The 19,781-nt window shown below is 47.1% G+C and carries 7 protein-coding genes; all 7 read right to left on the minus strand.

The annotated features are described in order from the left end of the window. Positions 1-7: 7 nt before the first annotated feature. The 7 genes from BLV62_RS22615 to BLV62_RS22645 all read right to left on the minus strand — a co-directional run bounded on the left by BLV62_RS22615 (position 8) and on the right by BLV62_RS22645 (position 19,539). Positions 8-4,483 (minus strand): DUF6443 domain-containing protein, encoded by a 4,476-nt coding sequence (locus BLV62_RS22615; protein WP_168927953.1) that lies wholly within the window; start codon positions 4,481-4,483, stop codon positions 8-10. Next, positions 4,467-8,546, minus strand: a complete 4,080-nt coding sequence (locus BLV62_RS22620; protein ID WP_089764555.1) for a DUF5977 domain-containing protein — start codon at positions 8,544-8,546, stop codon at positions 4,467-4,469. The genes BLV62_RS22615 and BLV62_RS22620 overlap by 17 nt, the downstream gene beginning before the upstream one ends. 308 nt (positions 8,547-8,854) lie before the next feature. Further along, positions 8,855-9,808 carry a DUF5627 domain-containing protein gene (locus tag BLV62_RS22625; RefSeq protein WP_089764557.1) on the minus strand — a complete coding sequence of 318 codons (954 nt, stop codon included), beginning with the start codon at positions 9,806-9,808 and terminating at the stop codon, positions 8,855-8,857. A gap of 37 nt (positions 9,809-9,845) precedes the next feature. After that, on the minus strand, positions 9,846-11,612 hold the full coding sequence (locus tag BLV62_RS22630; protein WP_089764559.1) for a RagB/SusD family nutrient uptake outer membrane protein: 1,767 nt from the start codon (positions 11,610-11,612) through the stop codon (positions 9,846-9,848). 33 nt (positions 11,613-11,645) lie between these two features. Next, complete coding sequence (locus tag BLV62_RS22635; RefSeq protein ID WP_089764561.1) at positions 11,646-14,465, minus strand: SusC/RagA family TonB-linked outer membrane protein; 2,820 nt, start codon at positions 14,463-14,465, stop codon at positions 11,646-11,648. A 47-nt stretch (positions 14,466-14,512) separates the two neighbouring features. Next, positions 14,513-16,390 (minus strand): RagB/SusD family nutrient uptake outer membrane protein, encoded by a 1,878-nt coding sequence (locus BLV62_RS22640; RefSeq protein WP_089764616.1) that lies wholly within the window; start codon positions 16,388-16,390, stop codon positions 14,513-14,515. Between the two features lie 11 nt (positions 16,391-16,401). Beyond that, positions 16,402-19,539 (minus strand): SusC/RagA family TonB-linked outer membrane protein, encoded by a 3,138-nt coding sequence (locus BLV62_RS22645; protein ID WP_089764563.1) that lies wholly within the window; start codon positions 19,537-19,539, stop codon positions 16,402-16,404. Between the last annotated feature and the right edge of the window lie 242 nt (positions 19,540-19,781).

Here is a 19,781-nt window from a genome sequence, read left to right on the forward strand (position 1 = left end):
GCATAAGTCAATTAAAAGATTTGGTGAACCAATTATACTTCCTGAACCAACCAACGTCAGGTTTTAGTCCAGCTCTTAAAAATCTGAAGCGATAAGAATCAATCAATGAATGTTGAATAGTGTTAAGTTTCCAGACATTTAGTCTATTATTTACCAACCAATTTGGCAAATTATATGCACGTTGAGTCCTTTGTGTAATAAATATGTGCGCAAATTCTTCACTTATTCTTTGTTTAACTTTTGTCCCTGCTGCATTCGTTGTTGGTATTTCTGCTAACGTTTCTGTTCCTCCTCTTGCCGCTTTATATTGATTAAACGTCTTTCCTCCTCGAAACCACTTTAAAAATCTAGCTTTCAAAGATAACCTCTGACCCGCTGCAATCGCTCCTTGCTCAGCAGCTATAGTAATCCCACTCGCTGCAATTGCTTCAAGACCAAAACCTGCAATTATCTCAACTCCAGGTGCAAAGTAGTCCGTAACGAATATAAATGATTTTATTTGACTTCCAACTGCGTCCGCGAACGCCTGGGATGACCACTCGTAAGGTGCAGATACGCGTTGGGAGGCAGGGAAGCCATCAATTAGCCTATTTGCCGAAATGGTAACTTCAGGCAAATTGATCTGGCGCATTGGTTGGTAGGCAGCCTTTATTGCATTATTCCATTTGGCCACATCAAGATCAAATTTCGGTCGATTGGCAGCACTGGCAGCTATGGCAATCCGACTAAAGCCATTTGCTTCAAAATTGCGGAATAAGCCATCAAATGTGCTATTAGATAGCCGTGAGCCATACACCGTAACTCCATCGAGTTCAATAGCGGGCATACCGCCTTGTCCGAACCCAAAAGCATATTGAAGCCATGTCCAGAATGGGTCATCACCGTCTGGATCTGCAAAAGACATTGGATTGTTGAAATTGCTATTGTATGGTGAAATACCTGTATAGTCGAAAGCAGCGGGGTCCATCTGCCACCAACGGCCAATCTGTGGATCTAGCGTCCTGTATAACGCGTCATATTGGTTTAACCCTATCTCCGTTGTCTGTTCTATGCCGTTATAATTGAACCTATTTTCGGCATAGCGATTTTTCAGCGCCCTGGAACTGATGCCGGCCATGGTGAGCCCAAACGGATAATAGTGCGTTTCTTCAAGAAGGGGACCAGCATTGTGCGTAACTACAATATTGTCAAAATACACATCCTGAATACTTTCATTGCTGGTATAGACGTATAAAAAACCTGTCTTGCTGACAACAAACCGGCCAGTTGCAAGAGTCTGTAGCTGATCCGGACTTCCCTGCACCTGTCTTACCCCGCTGTTGGCATCGACCATGTTCAACTGTTCATCAAAAAGCACATAACTTAGGTATGCCTTCGGCATATTCGCCTGATTTTGTGTTGGGTCCTTTTGCTGCAATTGTTGATAACCAGCGCTGGAAAAGCTTGTTGCAATCGGAGAACCACTACCTGTTCCATTTCCATGTGGCCCATCTGATGGGGCGGCGGGATTAGCCACAAATGCCTGGACGATGGCCGTTAGCATGGCCGATGGCGTAGTGCTGGAGGTACTGGCAGCGGTAGATTTATAAAAAGCCTTAGCCCCGATCTGAATGGTATCTCCGGACATTACACGAAGCACCAGTGCGGGTCCTATCTTGTTCCCGCCTGCACTTGCGTTCAGCTTGGAAACATAATCATTTGGAGAGGTAGTGGGATCTGATGGGTAACCAACTGGCTTTGCCGCCCGGGTAGTATTAATATTGGCAAAAAGCGCATTCTCAGTGGCAGAATTGGCCGATTCCATCGTTGCCGCATATACAGCAGCAGATGTCTCTTCAGTTAAAACTAACCGGGTATTGCCAAGGTGGTCTGTTAGGAAATAATCATACACCGGTATAGGACTTAATCCCGTGCGATAAATCATTCTCACCCTGCCCTCATCGGTTCCAAAATAAATTAGTGAATCATTTCTATAAACAAACCCATTCAGGTAATCATATGTACTGGTAGAAGCAGGCGGTGTAAGGTCAGTTACCTTTTTTCTATGTTTATTGCCTGCGGCGTCAAACACGTTTTCCAAATAACCCTTGCCCGTTATCGCTATGCTATCCGGAAGACTCAGATAGTTGTATCGCTTTACAACTAGTGATCTGTTATTATCGGTCACAAGGTTACCGCTGTTATCAAAAGTGTAGTCTTGCGTTTCATTATTGGCGCTCTCACGAAAATCGCCAAGTTGGCTTTGAGCATCATTTCTTTTATCAGTTACAAAACGGAGCTGATTGCTATTAGGCGCATAACCGAACTTCAGACTATCTATTGCCACTATCGACACCCCCTTCATACCCATCTGCTGAAATCCCAAGATGTTGCCATTCACATCATAGGAAAGATCTTTAAGAGTATAATCTACTTTATCTTTTGTCCAATTGGCAGCACCTTGGTTTTGCTGTGAGAAATCCGCCGTTGTGATTCGACCAGCCGCATCGTAGGTAAATCCAAGAGATCTGGCTATCCCATCACCTCTCGACTTCCAGCGAGTGCCGGCTAACTCACCCCCGTACTGATTGGTGCTGTATCCATAATCATATGCCAGGTCCTGTCCAAACCAGTTACTGGTACTGTTAGCCGTGTTGATAAAGTCTTTATTGACCGTTTTGACATCTCCCTGGATATCATATTCATAATTCTGCGTCTCAATGGCATTAGCGCCATTAATGCCTATGCGCTTGGTCTTAACCTGGTTTGCCTCATTATAGGAATAGGAAGCAAGTGTTTTAACAGGCGTAGCATTATCATTCACCTGGGTAGAGACGTCTACAAGATTGCCCGCAGCATCATAGCGCAGCATACGTAACACGGTTGTCTGCGGTGTCACCGTACTACGCGGGTTGGTATGACGAAGGTAAGTACTCAGCACTTTACCCGAAAAGTCATAAAGAAATGTGGCTACTTCCTTGCCTGCATTGAGATTATCGGAGATTTGCTGAATTTTTCTGCCTTTATCATTGTAGTAAATGGTAGTAGCAAGAAACTGGGTGGTATTAAGCACCCGGAGCCTTACGCCGGTAAGTTGGGAAATGGTTCGGTGGCTAATTCCAGTATTTATTTCCGCATATGGGTTTGTTCCCGCCTGAGGTTTTGTCAGATCCGTACTGACTGCCGCCTGCACGCCCGGAAACGAGTAGTTGTCGTCATAGTAAAAGAATGCCAGATCTGTCAGCAAAGACGCAGAAAATGGGAATGTACCAGGTGTAGCAGCATTAACCTGGCTTTGCACTGCATCACGCGTTACTGCCCCCGATTGGTATAGAGCAACACGGGTTATCCTGTCAAGATCATCGTAATAGGCAAGTGTCCATTGTCCTTTTGATTTCAGATTACCGTCACGCCATAAAACAGGTCTGTTTTTGGTATCATAAACAGTTTCCAATGAATCGGCCCCCGGAGGCTTCGCAATGATATTGCGCCCGCGTTCATCATAGCGAAAGCCATAACATAGACCCGCAGCTACGCCACTCAAACTCCACGAACCCAGCACCGATTGAACGGCAAGCGGGGGAATAACATAATTAAGATTACCCAGTGCGTCATATACAAAATAGGTACATAGCCAACCTACATGCCCGGCGCCCGGGCTTGCCGTCGCCTGCACCTTACGCAGCACTATTTGCCCGGCGCGATCCTGAAACTCCACAGTTTTGAATCCCCGCTGGTCTGTATAGATGGTTTTATATAGCTGACCGGCTGCATATAAACCGGTGGAAACCGGAATGGCATTTCCTGCCTGCGCGACCCAGATCCGTACCGAGTCGGCAGTTACATTGGATGAGGTATACTCCGTGACGGGCCTGTTGCCTCCCTCCTTGGCCCAACTGCTACCAGGTTGGAACACTTTAATAGGGGTAGATGACGGGGAACTTTCAAATTCAGTTTGCTGGTAAAAAATACTGTCTGCCGCAACGCCAGGATTAAGCGTCGCATTTCTATAAAATGTACGCTGTCCGCCTACCGGGTCAAGTTTGAATTTACCATCATTCATATTGGCCGTCTGCGCGCTATAGGGAAGCAACTCATATTGACTACGCCCAAACACATCGTATAAATAGGGTTGCACAAAGTCTTTTCCTGTCGGGCTAATGCCCTTAGCAACTTCCTGGACTATCCTTCCCCAGCTATCCGTATACTGGGTATACTGGCGGACTTCGCCTACTGTCCTGGCGGTAGCGGTTACGGTTATTGGATCTTGTGTGGGCATTTGAGGCTCCCAACTGCGAACATAACTAATCGTTGGATTTACATAGGCATTTGGCTGGGGCGCGGGAATTGCTACCGGGCGAGTTGAGGTAGACGGGGTTACCTGTGAAGTTCCCTTAATAGCCAGTAACAAGCATACTACCAACAACCAAGAAAAATATTTGGAGTTTAATAACATGATCTGGAATTTTTCGATTAACATTTTGGGGTCAAGGACAAGCGACATACCTGCCATAGTATTTTATGCTATGTGATCCGTCTGAGAACCTGTACCAATAGCCTTCCCTACATCGCGTCCCTCCGTCCACATAGTCTACAAACGTTTCTTTAAAGCCTTTTTCACACCTGCCATTTATTACGGCCCTGTCTTCTCCCAAACACTGGCACTGTCCATTTTGGTTAGCATAATTTTGCCCGTTTGTTTGAACATCGCCGTATGCTAGGTTATTGGCCGTTTCCTGATCATCGGCTACATAAGTACCCGCCGGAACGGTGTAGGGGACAGACGACGGTGTAAATCCAATACCGCAACCTTGTTTGGTAAATACCTGTGTAACGGCCACATTGCTGTAACTGCCACCTCCGCAGGTCTCCGGCTGCCCGTAATAGTTGTAACAAATCCTTTTCAAAATGTTACCATACTGGTCACGCACAATACTCAGCCGGCTCATACCGTCATATTCATAAAACTTTACCCTACCATTCTGATCTGATTCCGAACTGATATTGCCTGATGGCAGGTAGGTGTAGGTGCCGATGACGGCATCTGTTGGATATACCCTCACTTCGTCGATGGCGTCCCCCTCGGTCAGTGTCATACCATTTGTATACGGTTTAGCAATGTATGTCCATTGTGTCCCTGTTCTATACCAGTAATCAATACGATAAGAACGGCTGTTGGGGATGGTAAAGGGAACCGTGAAATCGCCAGGTTTAAACCGCTGACCAATAAATGGCTTACCAACTGACAAATAACTGCTGTCTTCAAAACTTTCGTAATAAAACTCGGCAGCAACCGTATTGGTTTGATCTGTATAATAGCTATAATAGACGCGGTTAGGATTGGCTGATGTAGTAGGGCTTACAGCAAATTGATCTGTCGTTAAAGTATATATTCCTGCCTTTAAATTGCCGAAGATGATGCTAACCGGGTAGGTACTTTTCCTGTTATCCCATGTTTCATTGAGTGTGCCAGGAGACAACACCTTGCATAAGTATCCTGATTTGGTAATTGCCGGACTGCCACCAGTAAGCGTATAATGGCAATAACGGGATTCTGGCGACAGTACCTCTAGTTTGATATAAACCGTTCCGGGCTGTGACAGCGTGAACGTAACTGATTTGGTTTCTCCAACATTAGCCGTAATGGTTCCTGATGTCGCTGCACCAGGTGATGCGTTAACCTTATCCTGACGTGCCGCGTTGGCATTCTGAACAACAGCGACCACACGCTCACCATTATAGCCCCACTTATAACTTTGTTTAGGACCAGCCTGGGATACAATGGTCACCACCCTGCCACTATCATCGTAGGTAATAGCCTGCTGACGAATATTTAACGATGGTAACCGGTTGAGAACTGCCGGATTAAAATTACCAGCCGCACTTGCCGGTAAAGGAGCCGACGTTTGAAGCTGGAATTGTTGCTCGACGTTAATATTCCCTGTTATCTGCGGTTTAAAATCGCTTATTGTTGCATCCAACAAGAATTGGGCGCCAGGTCTTAGCTGCCATGTTTCACGAGACACCAGCGTGCTAATGGCGCCTGCGTCTTTAAGTCTGTTTAAGGCGGCTAAGGAGCTGCCGTAATCAGCAGCGTAATAGTAACGTTCCTGAATTGTGTCGCCTATGCTGTTAACGGAAGTAATTGTCTTTGGGTAATAATAGTTGACATCATTAACATAGGTCTTTGTGGTTTGAGTCACAAGTCCTGTACTATCGTAATCCTTCATTACAGTACTGGTTAGTTCCGCATTACCGGCAAGGGGATAATAACCATCAGATATTATTTTTGTTCTCGACGCCGCGTTGGGAGCAAAGCTGTTTTCAAAGCACATCAGCATTTTGGTAGCCTTATATCTGGCAGAATATTGAGAGGTAGGATTTAGAGCCCTCTGGGTGAATTTGTATGTATTTATCAGTTCGGATACTGGGCGGTTATTTTTATCTAATTCAAGTTTTCTCTTCAATAGACCATACATCCAGGGCAAACAACGTGTTCTGTCGGAATATGGAGCGGAAAGGACAGGCACTGCCAATGCAAAATCCGACGGTGAGGTAAACTCGTAGATTGTCTTTCCTATATTACTGCTGCCACTTCCCTCCAGCACCTCCACCCGCTGATACATGTGTGGCAACAGATTGTTTTTGGAGGGGTGATTGCTTAGCTGGTAGGCATTAGTTATTGAATCTGACCTTGGCGTAGTCGGGGATGATGAGGGCTGGAACAAATTTGAAATAATAGTAATTGCCATCGCTGCAAATATGTTGAAAGACAATTGCCCGGAGATCTGGGCAAAGCTCAGGCTATTGGCGTAGGCATTGATGGCAATAGGCGCAGCGGCCATACCGACATTATAGGCCATATTGGCCGCATAGTACCTGGAAGTACCAAACGGAATGATAGAAGTGGTAACAACCGTATCTTTATACAGGGGAGGTTCATATCCCCAGGCAGAAATGGTACTGTCCTCCCTGACATAGCGATATTCCCTGATTACTTTTTTGTTGCTGTCTAACATGTCAGTTAAAATTGTTCTACCAACACGGACACCTCCTGTGTTTACAACACTTGCGCCATATTTTTCATTATTTATTTGATACTCGAAATTAAGCCGACCACCAGTCGGATAAGTGACCTGCTTCAAAGTTCCCAAAACTGCCTCTCCATTGCCATTAACATTTCGCTGATTTTCACTAGATAAACCTCTGGCGTTATTGAAAGTCGTATTATCATTACTGTAATAATCGTATAAGGTACTTCCATTAAAATAGCCAAAATGATCTTGAGCGGCCCAGGTTCTTGGTGGTACATAAGAGGCGACGCCAGACAGGTTTTTGTCATGATAATAGTCAAAAAGATAAGGAGGCTCCATCGAGGTAAACTGACCCGTCTTCTGCACTGACCATAATGCAAGCCTTGCATCCGGTAACTCCGCAGCGGGAAAAACATAATCGAAATCACGGTATTTCTCTCTTGAAAAATACCGGTACTTGAAAAGGTAGCCGGATGCGGTTTGTCCTTTACTTTTTATTAATATTTGCTTGAGTGGCTTTTCTCCTGGCATATCGGCCTGGGCGTCATAATAGGTAAAATCCACACTTGTATTACTTGCGCTAATAGAAATATTCTGTAGTCGTTTTTTCGTTCCTGAATACCAGTGCTGTATTGTTTGTGTTGAAAAATCTTGTTTGTAGTCCGGGGGCGATGTCATAACTGTATATATCCCTTCATAACCTGTCACATAACTCAAAGGATAGTCTGAATAATTGAAGGTAATGGTATGGCCAGTAAACGGATCAAATATTTCGGACAGATGCCAGGCTGTCACCACACTGTAGGGTGATATGTTTTTATTTTGATAGATCAGCGTTTGTCCCGAGCTTGTTGTGACCTGGCTGCCCTTCTCATAAGTAACAATGTTTGAGGTTTCGATGGCCGAAAACTTATATTTTATCCCTTTCTCGTCGGTAATGATAAACCCATTGATTCGCGTGATAATATTAGCTGCGCGCTGGTCCTTTTCTGTCTTTTCGATTGACAGCATAAAATTTGCACCTGGAAAAATATACCCATCTTTAGTAAGAGTAAAGCTACCGGACCTATTACCAAAGCGGAAAACAAACATATCCAATTCGCGGTCTGCAATCACCGAAGAATCAGGGCGGTAAGAGTTAATTTGACTGGTACCTAACGGTATCCAGGCAGCCTTTGCGGGAATTCCAGCAGCCATATTGTAGGGAGAATATAAGTATCCGTCAGCATACCTGACGCCTCCATATGTGCCTCCAATCTGGTCGTCTGGTTCACCGACTGTAGCACGTACGATGCTGCCACCCACAAGCAGCTCCCATCCCAGGCCTACAATACCGGGCGTTTCATTAACTTTTATTCCACCGCCACCCGAATAATTCAAACTAATGGTCGTTTTTAATCTCTCCCCATCATCGTAGTTAAATAAGGGCAAACTAAAAGTTGCTTTTCCGGTAGGTAGGTCTACCTGGGCCTTCGCAATACTAAAAAACAGTAACAGGAAAACGGATAAGGGTTTACATTTTTTTAGGGACATATAATCGATATTTTAGGGAACGGAGTTAATTGAAGTTCGGGATATAGGCTATCATCTAAACTTGCAGGTTAACCGAATCGAGACTTAGCAGATTTTCTACTCTTTTTTTGAAAATTAATACTTATTTTAATAATTAGGAATCCAAATTTTTACTTGGAAAGTTTAAAAAAGATAATTCCTAAATATTATCATTCAGTGGCAGGATTTAATGGGGCACCCTTTAAAATAACCAGGGGCCGACTAAAAAGCTCTTTTACTTTTTGGTCAGCCCCCATCATTATTATCTGCACTTAAAGTTACAGCTCAAATCATTTACTTACGGGCGTAAACGTTTCCATGGTTACAGCCCTGTCCCTCATCACCAGCGTATCCGTTGTGGAAACTTTCATGCCAGGCAATGTAACCTGGTAGCTGAGATAAAGCGCATCCCTGTCTTTATTCCCCCAACTGTTCTTCTCTCCTCTTTTCACAAACTGCCCGCTGCCGGTCGCTGTAAAATTCCCGTTAGCGGCAGTAATCGTGCATTTGTTGTTATCATCGAACGTGAGCAGCAGTGTGCAGTAGATGTTCACGCCGTTCTTATCTTTGAAGACCACCGGAAACTCCAGTTCTTTCAGTGACCTGGTGTTTAGCTTATTCACTTCGTCATCTTCCACGTATTGCTTATGCCTTACTACTGTCTGATCCAGCTCCCCGGTGAATACATCCTTTCCCCTGCGCAGGTAGTTGCCATGCCAGGTATTCACATACTTAACGGCATAGAGGATGAAATCTTTCCCTTTCAGTATAGAGTCGGCAAACGATTTATTGGTAATGCGCAATGGGATCACATAGGTGTTTTTAATCGCCTTCGGATCTTTGAAAAATGCGTCGGTCAGCTGTACTTCTACCCCGCCTGTCAGACCTCCTTCAGGAATAATGATGTTATTAGCCGCCAATGTAAAATAATTGGCAGGCATAGGCAGTACCTCATCTTTTCCTACACCGAATAACAAACCATTACCCAGCAGTGAATTATCTACCGCGATGCCGATACTGAGGTCTTTCTTGCTGTAGTACACACCGCCGGTTGTAGCCATGATCTTACATTTGCCCTGGTTATCCAGTTCGTTGCTGAATATATCTTCTCCGAAAGTGATGGTACGAACAGGATACTGGTACGCAAAATATACTGTCTGGTATTTGTAGTCGGGAAACGTCACCTCTTTATTGCATGCTGTAAAGGCAAGCAGCAGCATGACTGGTATTAAAAACTTCTTCATCTTTACTATTTTCAAAAGTCATTTAAATTTTGTTCTGCTAGCGCCATCCTTTATTCTGCTCTAAAGCTCCGAACTTAAGTATCTCGCCGTACGGGATAGGACCATAAACCATGAATGGCTGGAACTGCCGGCTTTCCACGTTAATTATGGAAGGCGTGTTATTCCGGATGCTGACCCCTTTAGCGGTTTCGCTCAGCGTCATTTTCCAGCGACGCAGGTCCCAGAAGCGGAATCCTTCAAAACAGAGTTCTATTCTTCGTTCGTTCCTGATCAGTTCTCTCATCTGGTCTTTATTGCCTTTTGCTTCTTCCAGGTAAGGATCTCCGTTTGTTGCTCCTACCCCTGCCCGTTTGCGGATCGCTTTGATCACATCATAGGCCGAGTACCCGTATTTGCCGGCGCCAACGGGCCCCCATGCTTCGTTGGCCGCTTCTGCGTAGTTGAGGAATATTTCTGTGTACCGGATATGCGGCTTGTAGTGCCGCTGATTGTTAGCGGAATTTGGATTCAGGTTTACATCCTGCCGCAGCAACTTGCGGAGATAGTAGCCTGTCCTGGTAGAAGTTTCTACTTTGTTCAGCGCGTCGTTGGTGGGTCCGTCGATCGCTGTATTGATAGCAATGTTATTAGGTCCGGCTGTACCGCCATTCACCAGTATGAACAACCTTAACCGCGGGTCTCTGCCGATATATGGGTTAGATGCGTCATACCCGCTGCCGGCACTGTTGATAGGTAATCCATTTGCCATAGGAAAAGCATCTACCAGGTTCTGAGTGGGGTTGATACGACCATTGCCGAAAAGACTTGGAGGAAAATTTGCCTGTTCCAGGTCCCGGTTATCGCCGTAGTTATTTCTCCAAAGTATTTCGTTGGGATTAGCGCCATCAGCCAGGCCGGCAATTTCAGCAGCGTTGGAATACCAGGTAAGGCCATTGGATGCCAGGGCATTGATACCACCTTTTAAGGAAATGACCTCTCCGGCATAATTAGCTGCGTCGGCCCAGGCTGTAGCATTGCCTGTATTAAAAGCCGGGCTGGCAGCCAGCAAAGCGGCTTTAGACCTGATCGCCTTCACTATGCGGCCGGTAAGGAAACCCCGGAAAGCAGCGCCGAAGGCGCGGTTGTACTGTTCCCTGGTCACGGAGCCAAACTTCTCCGGAATAAAAGCCGGATCTGCAACGTTCTCATAATCCAGGGGCAGCAATTCATCGGCTTTATTCAAATCGCTATACACCTGTTGCATGCATGCTTCAAAAGATGCCCTGGGTTTATTGAAATCAGCTGTTGGCCCCTGTACTTCCAGGATAAGCGGTACGCCCAATACAGCGCCGCTTTCGGAAACGCCGGCATGCGCCTGCAGCAGGTGATAATAAAACAATGCACGTAAACCGTATGCTTCTCCTTTTATCCGCATGCGGAATAACCTGCTCACAACCGGGTCGGCTGTCCATTGAACAGTGTCAACATCCCGCAGCATAATATTCAGGTACTGAATAGCCGCATAGGCGTTGGTCCATTGGTTAAGCGGGTTATTGCTTGCCGTCCATTGCCCGTTGGCTATTTTCAGGAAGCTGTTATTCTGGTCGTTCGACACAGCATCGTCTGTAGCTACATCGTTAAACGACCAGGAATTGGTTGGAATGCGGTTGTAGCCATTGAGTAAGATACCAAACGGCAATCCTGCATTGTTGGCCGGGTAATTCCCATTCAGATCCTGGTTATTCTCTATTTCCGGCACCAGCAGATCTTTACAGCCAGCCAGCAAAAAAACAGATGCCAGTAAAACGATAATATTTCTTTTCATAAAGTGGATGCTTGATTAGGCTAAATAGAAAGATTAAAACGATCCTTTGATCCCTACGTTATACAGGCGGGTCTGAGGCGCGCTGCCAATATTCATTTCCAGTGTTTTGCGTTCCGCAGAAATTGTCAGCAGGTTGAATGCGCTGACATATGCTCCCAATTCCTTTACAACTTTTTTCTTACCCAGGCAACTGCTCAGATCATACGAGAGCTGAACCTTGGCCAGGTCTACCCGGTTGGTTTTATACAGCCAGAAATCAGAGCTGCGGAAGTTATTGTCGCTGTTGAAAGTGGTCAGGCGCGGATACTTAGCAGTTGAAGCGGTTTCCTCTGTCCAGCGGTCTCTAACCACCGCTGAATATTTATCTTCTCCATCTACCCAGAACCAGGAATTGTTTTTCATGCCATAGGCGCCATAACGGGCAACACCCAACGCAAATACGGATAAGTTCTTCCATTTTACGCCCAGGTTCAATCCTAACGTCAGCGGTGCGCCGAACCATCCGCCGCGGCCAAGGTATACTTCATCACGGGCATCTATCACCCCGTCTCCATTCTGATCTTTATATTTTATATCGCCCGGTTTAACCTGTCCGAAAGCCTGGGTGGGCGATTTGGCGATATCATCTGCATCACGGAAAAAGCCCTGGCTTTGCAGGCCCCAGATCGCGTCCAGGGGCTTGCCCTGGCGATACTGGTAATCATCTGCGTATATTTCGGCCCGTTTCGTAGCAGTGGTTTTGTAGTAAGTACCTACCACGCCGATCGAATAGCTGACATTGCGCATTTTCTTATTGAAGCTCACGCTAAAGTCAAAGCCTACCCGTTTATCGTCATTATAATTGATATAGGGAATAAAGGAAGAAGATGGAAATCCTGTGGTGAAATAAGAAGGGTAAAGCACCTCGGGTTGAATGATGTTGCCTGTAAGTTTATTCACGAAGAAATTACCTTCTGCTTTGATCAGTTGATGAAAGAAGGAACCGTCTATGCCTATACTGATCTCTTCCCTTTTCGGGAAACGCATATCCGGGTTCGCGCCTCTCCTGGATTCTGTGGCCTGTACCCCCGTTCCATCTTTCCATCCAAACCAGCTTCCCTGGGTTGTATAGATGCCCTGGTATAAGTAGTAGGCGGAAATATCCAGGTCTGTATGCAGCACTCCTGCGGAAGCGGTTAAACGGAGATCGTCGATCGCTCCTGCATTACGCAGGAATCCTTCGTTGCTGAGCCGCCAGCCGAGCGACACGGTAGGCGAAAAAGCATTCCTGTTACCTTCGGGTAATTTCGCGCTATGCACTAATGCGCTGCTGAAATCGATGTAGTAAGTATTGCTGAAATTATATCCCACTTGCAGGCCCAGGTTGGCATTGCTGGTACGGTGATAAACTGCTGATTCCGATTGCTGGAAACCATTTACCAGCAGGATAGCGGAAAGATGATGCTTATCGCGTATTGTATTCACATAATTGAATTGCCCCGTTGCAGCAATGGTTTGGCGATACCAGCTATTGCTGACGTTCTGGACGCCGGAGGTTGCATCCTGCCCGTATTGTGTAAGGCCTGTAATGATATCTGTTCCCGGGTCGGTACTCCACGTTGGCGCATACACTGCGTAGTTATTGTTGTAGGACAGGTTGTAAGAAGTGTTATAGTCCACTGCAAACGTAGCGCGGAAAGAAAGGCCTTTCAGCAGGTTGCGCAGATCTGCATTCACCCCCGTATTAAACTGGAATTGACGGCTGATATACCTGTTATTGCCTCCTGCATAGATAGCGGCAAATGGATTGGTTTGATCCAATTGCGTTCCGCCCAGGAGGTACTTTCCGTCGATAATATGATTGCTGTTCTTGGCGAGCAGGCTAATAGCCTCGTCGCCTGGTTTCAGCATATCTAAAGGAATGAGTGGTGAAAAACGGTACGGGCGCAAAGTGGCCGCGCTTCCCCAGTAATCGGTATTCACTCCTCTTCCTGTATAAAAGATAGCCGTAGCATCTACATTGCAGCTGATATAGTCGTTCAGGTTAACATCTACGTTACCGCGCAGGTTAAGGCGATCTGACTTCCCATTTTCACGGGCCTCGCCAAAGTTAAGCAGGGAGCCGGAAGTCTGGTAACCGATGTTCGTATAGTAACGTGCCTTGTCATTACCGCCTGAGATCTCCGCGGTTGCGTCGTAGCGGCTGAAGTATTTTCTCAGATAGCTATCTGAATAATAATCCACGTTGGGATACCTGAACGGATTCTTACCTGATGCATACTGGGAGATGGTTTCAGCGCTGTATAGTTCAGGCAGCCCGTCGTTGCGCCGCGCTTCGTTGTACAGTCCCATGTACTCGGCCGACCCAAGGTATTCCGGATAGGCTTTCGGAACGTTTATACCTCCGTTCACCCTTACGTCTATACGTTGCGCCCCCGCCTTTCCTCTTTTTGTAGTGATGTATACGACGCCTTTTGCTGCACGGCTGCCATAAAGTGCCACGGCATTCACTCCTTTCAGGAAAGAGATCTGTTCTATTTCCGTGGGCAGTACATTACCGGCTTCGCGGGGCACGCCGTCGATCACCAGCAGGTAGCTGCCCATTCCCCACATGCTGTTGCCATTGAAGCCATTCACCCAACCTTCCATATTTTCCAGGCTGGAGATCATATAGTTTTGTGTCATTTGTGAAGAGACATCTACTACCCCCACGTTGCCGAGCACGTCTTTTTTATTGAGCTTCCTGAAGGCTACCTGCACTTTTTCATTACCCGGCGCATTTGATATCATAATGCCCGAAGTATCCTGTGCCTGTAATACCGGCGCTATGCTCATCAGCGCCGCAGCCGCTATTAATGCTTTTATCTGGTTCATGAATTTTTGAAATTAGAGTAAACAATACCCGGTAACAGCTGCATGTATTACCAGCCCGGGTTTTGAGGAAATTCCAGGTACATGTTGGCATCAGCATTTTTCAATGGCAGCCAGTAATGTTTCTCGGAATACCTGCGCTCCAGGATCACTGTTTCGCGCAAATTGAGCACCCGGTTGTTCTTTGGATCCGCGGTACTGAAAGCAGGCGACCTATCGAACTCCACTGATTTCTTCAGGGTATACGGACTCTCGATCAGCAGCATCCATCTTCTCAGGTCATTAAACCGGTGTCCTTCGAACGAGAGCTCAACGGCGCGTTCCCGGCGTATTTCGCTCATAAACGCATCCAGTGAAGCAGTAAAACGGGCGGCTACATGTCCGGCGCCTGCACGGTCGCGGATCACGTTGACCGCATCCAGTGCTGTTTTGGTATAGTTGGGCGCTTTGCCAGCCGCTCCGCCATATCCCTGGGCTGCAGCTTCTGCATACATCAGGTATATATCGGCGAGGCGCATATAAGGCAGGTGGATGTTCAGCGCCTTATCGTAAGACCAGCCATTATCAAACCTGTTGGCGGTTATCGGGATGAATTTATAAAGCAGGTAACCGGTGCGGCTGCCGCTGCTGATATCCCTGTAACTGCCGCCGGTAAAGAGATTGGCGTAACGGTTGTTTTCATCGGTTGTAGAACCCTGCACACATTTGACCCCATCGAAAACAATGTCGTTATAGAAACGAGGGTCCCTGTTCTTCCACGGATAAGCAGGATCATAGCCGGATTCAGGATCGGCCTGCGTGATATCTTTGATCGGCAGGCCGTTGGCCATCCCGTAATAATCCACATAGTTGGCGGTTGGAACAAAGGTGATGGATTCTTCTGTCAGTAAAGCCGGCCCATACTGCTTGGCAGTACCGTAAGTAGAGCCATGTGCGCCGTAGTAAGGACCGCGGAAAATGGCTTCCGTACCTCCCGGCATCAACCAGTTCTGACCTGTGCTGTAGAAATTGGTATAGTATTTTGAAAACGGCACCAGGCTGTAAGGCGCTTCGCCGCTTTCGCAGAGTTGCAGCAACTCGCCAAACGCGTCTGCCGCCTTTTTGCAATAGGTAGCTTCGTAAGTTTTGTTGCCTGTTGAAACATAATTCATCAGCGGACTGCCGGCCCATAAGTAGTTCTTTCCAAGGTATCCCAATGCCATGATCTTGTTGATGCGCAACTGGTTCTTCCCCAATGTTCGTTTACCCGCTTCCGTATTGTCCCAGTTGGCAGGCAGGAGGTTAGCCGCCTCCCTGAAATCGGCAGCCGCTTTGTCTGCACATTCGCTGTATTTCAGGCGAGGCAGGTTCAGTTTCTGGTCGCCGGGCAATACCTTGTCGATATACGGCAGACCGCCGAAATACTGGATGAACATGAAATGGAACCAACCCCTGAAGAACAGCAACTGTCCTTTGATCAGGTTTTTCTCTTCCTGGGTTGCATCGGTGAGCTTATCCAGGTTTTCCAGCCCCATATTGGCTTTGCGGATGCCATACCAGCCCAGTTTCCAAAGCGATTTAGCGAAACGGTCGTCGTTGGTGCTGGTATTGTTCCTGTCCATCCACCCTGCCTGCCAGCCATCAAACTGCGATTGCCAACCCCAGAAATCACCATTATCTATTTTAATGATGAAATGAAAGTCGCGGGCAGTAGATTGTATTTCATCTTCTCCCCAGTTCCAGGAATTCGTCCAGTAAGCGTTGGTAAAATCGGGGATACAGTGATAGAGTTCTTCTGTGAAGCCCTGGAAACCTATGAAGGTTTTAAATGCGTTGTCGGCAGAGATGATAGACTGCGGCTCTTTATCCAGGAATTTCTTACAGGATGCCAGGTTTGCGCCGATCGCTATCCCGGTCATTGCAAGCAATGTCTTTATGTACTTATTCATACGGATCATGTTTAGAAAGTGAAATTCGCGCCGAGGTTATACCGTTTTACCGTTGGGTAAGCACCCTGCGAAGCCCAGCCGGTACCCGCGAAATTGGATTCGCGATCGTCAGGCATCTTGCTCCAGGCAGCCAGGTTATTACCGTTCAGGTATACCCGTAAAGATTCAAGACCGGCCCGCCTGATAAACCCTTTATTGAAGGTATATGCGATCTCCGCGTTCTTCAACCGCAGGTAAGAACCATCGTACATGTATTGAGTACCGCGATAATAACCGGCAGGCGTCGACAACCAGCGCGGCATAGGTACATCCGCATCCGGGCGGTCTTTTGACCAGTAAGTGCCTTCGTTGTAAACGGTGTGCCCCTGCGATGCAAGGCTGTTGAAAACTACCTGCCTTGTTACGTTGTTCACTCCATAGAACTGCACAAAAACGCTTAGCCCTTTCCAATCCACTCCCAACGTCGCATTGTAGGTATTGGTAGGCCAACCGCTATGGCCGTAAGGGATATTATCATTCGCATCTATCACCCCGTCGCCGTTGTAGTCAACGATGTAATAGTTGCCGGGAAGTTTCTGGTTATCGTTGGTATTATGTATAGTGCTGCCATACAATTCATCCCATGTATTGTAATAGCCATGGCTTACATAAGAGTAAGCCTGCCCGATCTGCATGCCTTCTGATTTCTGGTAAGCAGGCAATAACTCAGGGTTATCGGCTTCGAGTATTTTGTTTTTGGCATGGGTCATATTCAGGTCAGACCAGAGACGGAGTTGTTTGTTAGCCTGCCAGTTGAAATGCAGTTCCAGCTCGTAGCCGCGCGAGGTTACCCGGCCCAGGTTGGCAACCGGCGGAGTAGCGCCATAGTACGAAGGAACAGACGACCTGTTAGCAAGCAGGATCTTGGAACGTTTGTCCTGGAAGAAATCCATCTTTCCTCTTATGAACCCGTGGAACAGTTCGAAGTCCGTACCCAGGTTGATTTTCTCTGCCTGTTCCCATTGCACGTTCGGGTTACCAACGGTTGCTTCCCTGTACCAGGTGAAAGGACTTTGCTCAGCGCCTTCGCCGGTAGTGCCTAACCTGGCCCTGCCTCCATACGCCCATTCCGTCAGGTAAAGGAAACGGCCGGCAACATCATCAAAACCTGTCTGACCATAGGATGCACGGAATTTCAACAGGTCCAGGAACCGAACGTTCTTCATAAAGTTTTCGTTGGTTAAGATCCAGTTCACGCCGCCTGAAGAAAAGAAAGCGAAGCGGTAGTCGGGCGCAAATTTCTCGGAGCCGTTATACGCGCCGTTGTATTCGATCGTGTATTTATTGTTGTAAGTATAAGTGGTTCTGAACACCCAATCCTCGCGGTAAGAAGGGATCATGCTTCCATAGGCGGTAACGTTGCGGTTCAGCAGTCCCATAGCCGTCACGTTGTGTTTATCAGCAAATGTCCTGTTATAGTTCAGTTGCAGTTGATAGAAGAGGCGGCGTTGGTTGTCGGTTACCGCACCGGCAGCGGGCGTCCACTTTATTCCTTCCTGGAAATCGAAGTTGGTAACACCGTCAAATGCGCTTTTATAGAAAACATTCCCGGTTTCGGGATCTATCCATTTACGTTGCACATCATGATACAGGTCATTTACTCCCCTGTCGCTTTCCACGAACGTATTATCCATTGAGAGCGTTGCGTTAAACTTCAGTCCTTTGAGCAGCATATCCAGGCTCTGTTCAACGGTGAAGTCTGTAGTGATGCGGGTAGTGGTCTGGTATTGGATACCGCCAACCGCCAGGCTCCTGGCTGAATTTTCGGCCCTTCCTTCGTTAGGTGCAAAGTATCCCCAGGAACCGTCGGCATACACAGGCAGGAAAACATCGGGGGCGGTTGTATATGCATCGATCCATGAACCGTATTGGTTGCCGGAAAAACCCCAGGGACTTTTACGTACCCCATATGATCCGGCAAGGTTCACTTTGAAGAGTGTAGAAGAGGTCAGTTGAAAATCGAGGTTGGAACGGGCGTTCAACCTGGTAAAACCAAAGCCCGGTTTATAGCCGCGTTTGTTGTCATATATCTTGAAAAGATCGCCTTCGTGGAGGAAGTCGGCGCTCGTGAAATACTTCACTGAACGGGTACCGCCACTGATGTTAACGTTGGCATTCTGCGACATTGCATAGTCCTTGAACAAGGCTTTTGCCCAGTCTACGTTCGGGTAACGTTCCGCTTCTTCCAGGTTGGCGGGGAAGCGGTATTTGTCCAGGATCGCCTGCGGGTAGTAATTGTTCCAGCTCTCCGGTTTCAGCGCCAGTTCGTATTCTATCGCTTCGTTGATTGTGCGTAGCGCATCATACGAATCTGCTTTCCCCGGCAACTTGGATGGCGCTTTCATGATCGTATTCACGGTTGCGCGGATAGACGCCTTGCCTGTCTTTCCTCTTTTCGTAGTTATGAGAATAACGCCGTTAGCGCCCCGGGAACCGAATACGGCGGTGGCGGAAGCGTCTTTCAATACGGTTACAGTTTCTACAGACCCTATGTCGACACTGGTCATAGGCCGTTCTACTCCGTCTACCAGCACCAGGGGGTTGCTGTTATTCCAGGTGCTGAGACCGCGGATGATGAGCCGGGGATCTTCTTCACCCGGCAACCCGGTGCTCTGGGCAGTGATCAGGCCAGGTACATTGCCGGTTAATGCGGCGCCGATATTTGAAACGCCGCCTGCCCGCTCGAGAACTTTACCGGTAGTTTGCGAAACAGCCGCCACGACGCTGGCCTGCTTTTGCCGGCCATACCCTACTACCACCACATCTTCCAGTCCCACTACATTATCTTTCAGGCTGACGGATATTTCAGAACGATTCTGGACGTTCACTTCCTGCGGCACTTTTCCTATGTAAGTGAAAACAAGTATGTGTTTGTCGGATGGCACGCGTATAAAGAATTTACCATCGCCATCGGTGCTGGTACTTATCTTGGTTTCTTTTACCAACACTGTGGTACCGGGGATGGGCGCTTTTTTTTCGTCCAGTACCACGCCGTGGACTACACGTGCATCCTGGGCCTGCAATGGCGAACAATCAGCGGCAATCGATAGCATTACCGCCGTCGCTACAAGCCAGTTCCACGACAACTGAGAAAGGATCTTTTTCAACATGGAATTCAAAAAATTTAATGTTAGGGCAATAAGGGGTTCTGACAGCCGGAACAAGACTATCACGCCGGATAAACCGGCAAGAACAATTACAATACGATAAAAGCAATATCCCTGTGCCGGGATGTACCAGATGCTACCTGGTCAGGCAATAAAACAGAATTTGGTTGTTACGGGACGTGGCGGCCCTGTCGCATTGAAACTTCATAAGTAATCATTTAGCGTTTAAGTAGAGAATTTTCATA

Origin of the sequence: Chitinophaga terrae (ex Kim and Jung 2007) (assembly GCF_900107795.1) — a bacterium.
Lineage (GTDB): Bacteria > Bacteroidota > Bacteroidia > Chitinophagales > Chitinophagaceae > Chitinophaga > Chitinophaga terrae.

Coding starts and splice junctions, on each gene's coding strand:
- BLV62_RS22630 (WP_089764559.1), bottom strand. CDS start 11,612: ATGAAAAGAAATATTATCGTTTTACTGGCATCTGTTTTTTTGCTGGCT.
- BLV62_RS22640 (WP_089764616.1), bottom strand. CDS start 16,390: ATGAATAAGTACATAAAGACATTGCTTGCAATGACCGGGATAGCGATC.
- BLV62_RS22615 (WP_168927953.1), bottom strand. CDS start 4,483: ATGTCGCTTGTCCTTGACCCCAAAATGTTAATCGAAAAATTCCAGATC.
- BLV62_RS22645 (WP_089764563.1), bottom strand. CDS start 19,539: ATGTTGAAAAAGATCCTTTCTCAGTTGTCGTGGAACTGGCTTGTAGCG.
- BLV62_RS22635 (WP_089764561.1), bottom strand. CDS start 14,465: ATGAACCAGATAAAAGCATTAATAGCGGCTGCGGCGCTGATGAGCATA.
- BLV62_RS22625 (WP_089764557.1), bottom strand. CDS start 9,808: ATGAAGAAGTTTTTAATACCAGTCATGCTGCTGCTTGCCTTTACAGCA.
- BLV62_RS22620 (WP_089764555.1), bottom strand. CDS start 8,546: ATGTCCCTAAAAAAATGTAAACCCTTATCCGTTTTCCTGTTACTGTTT.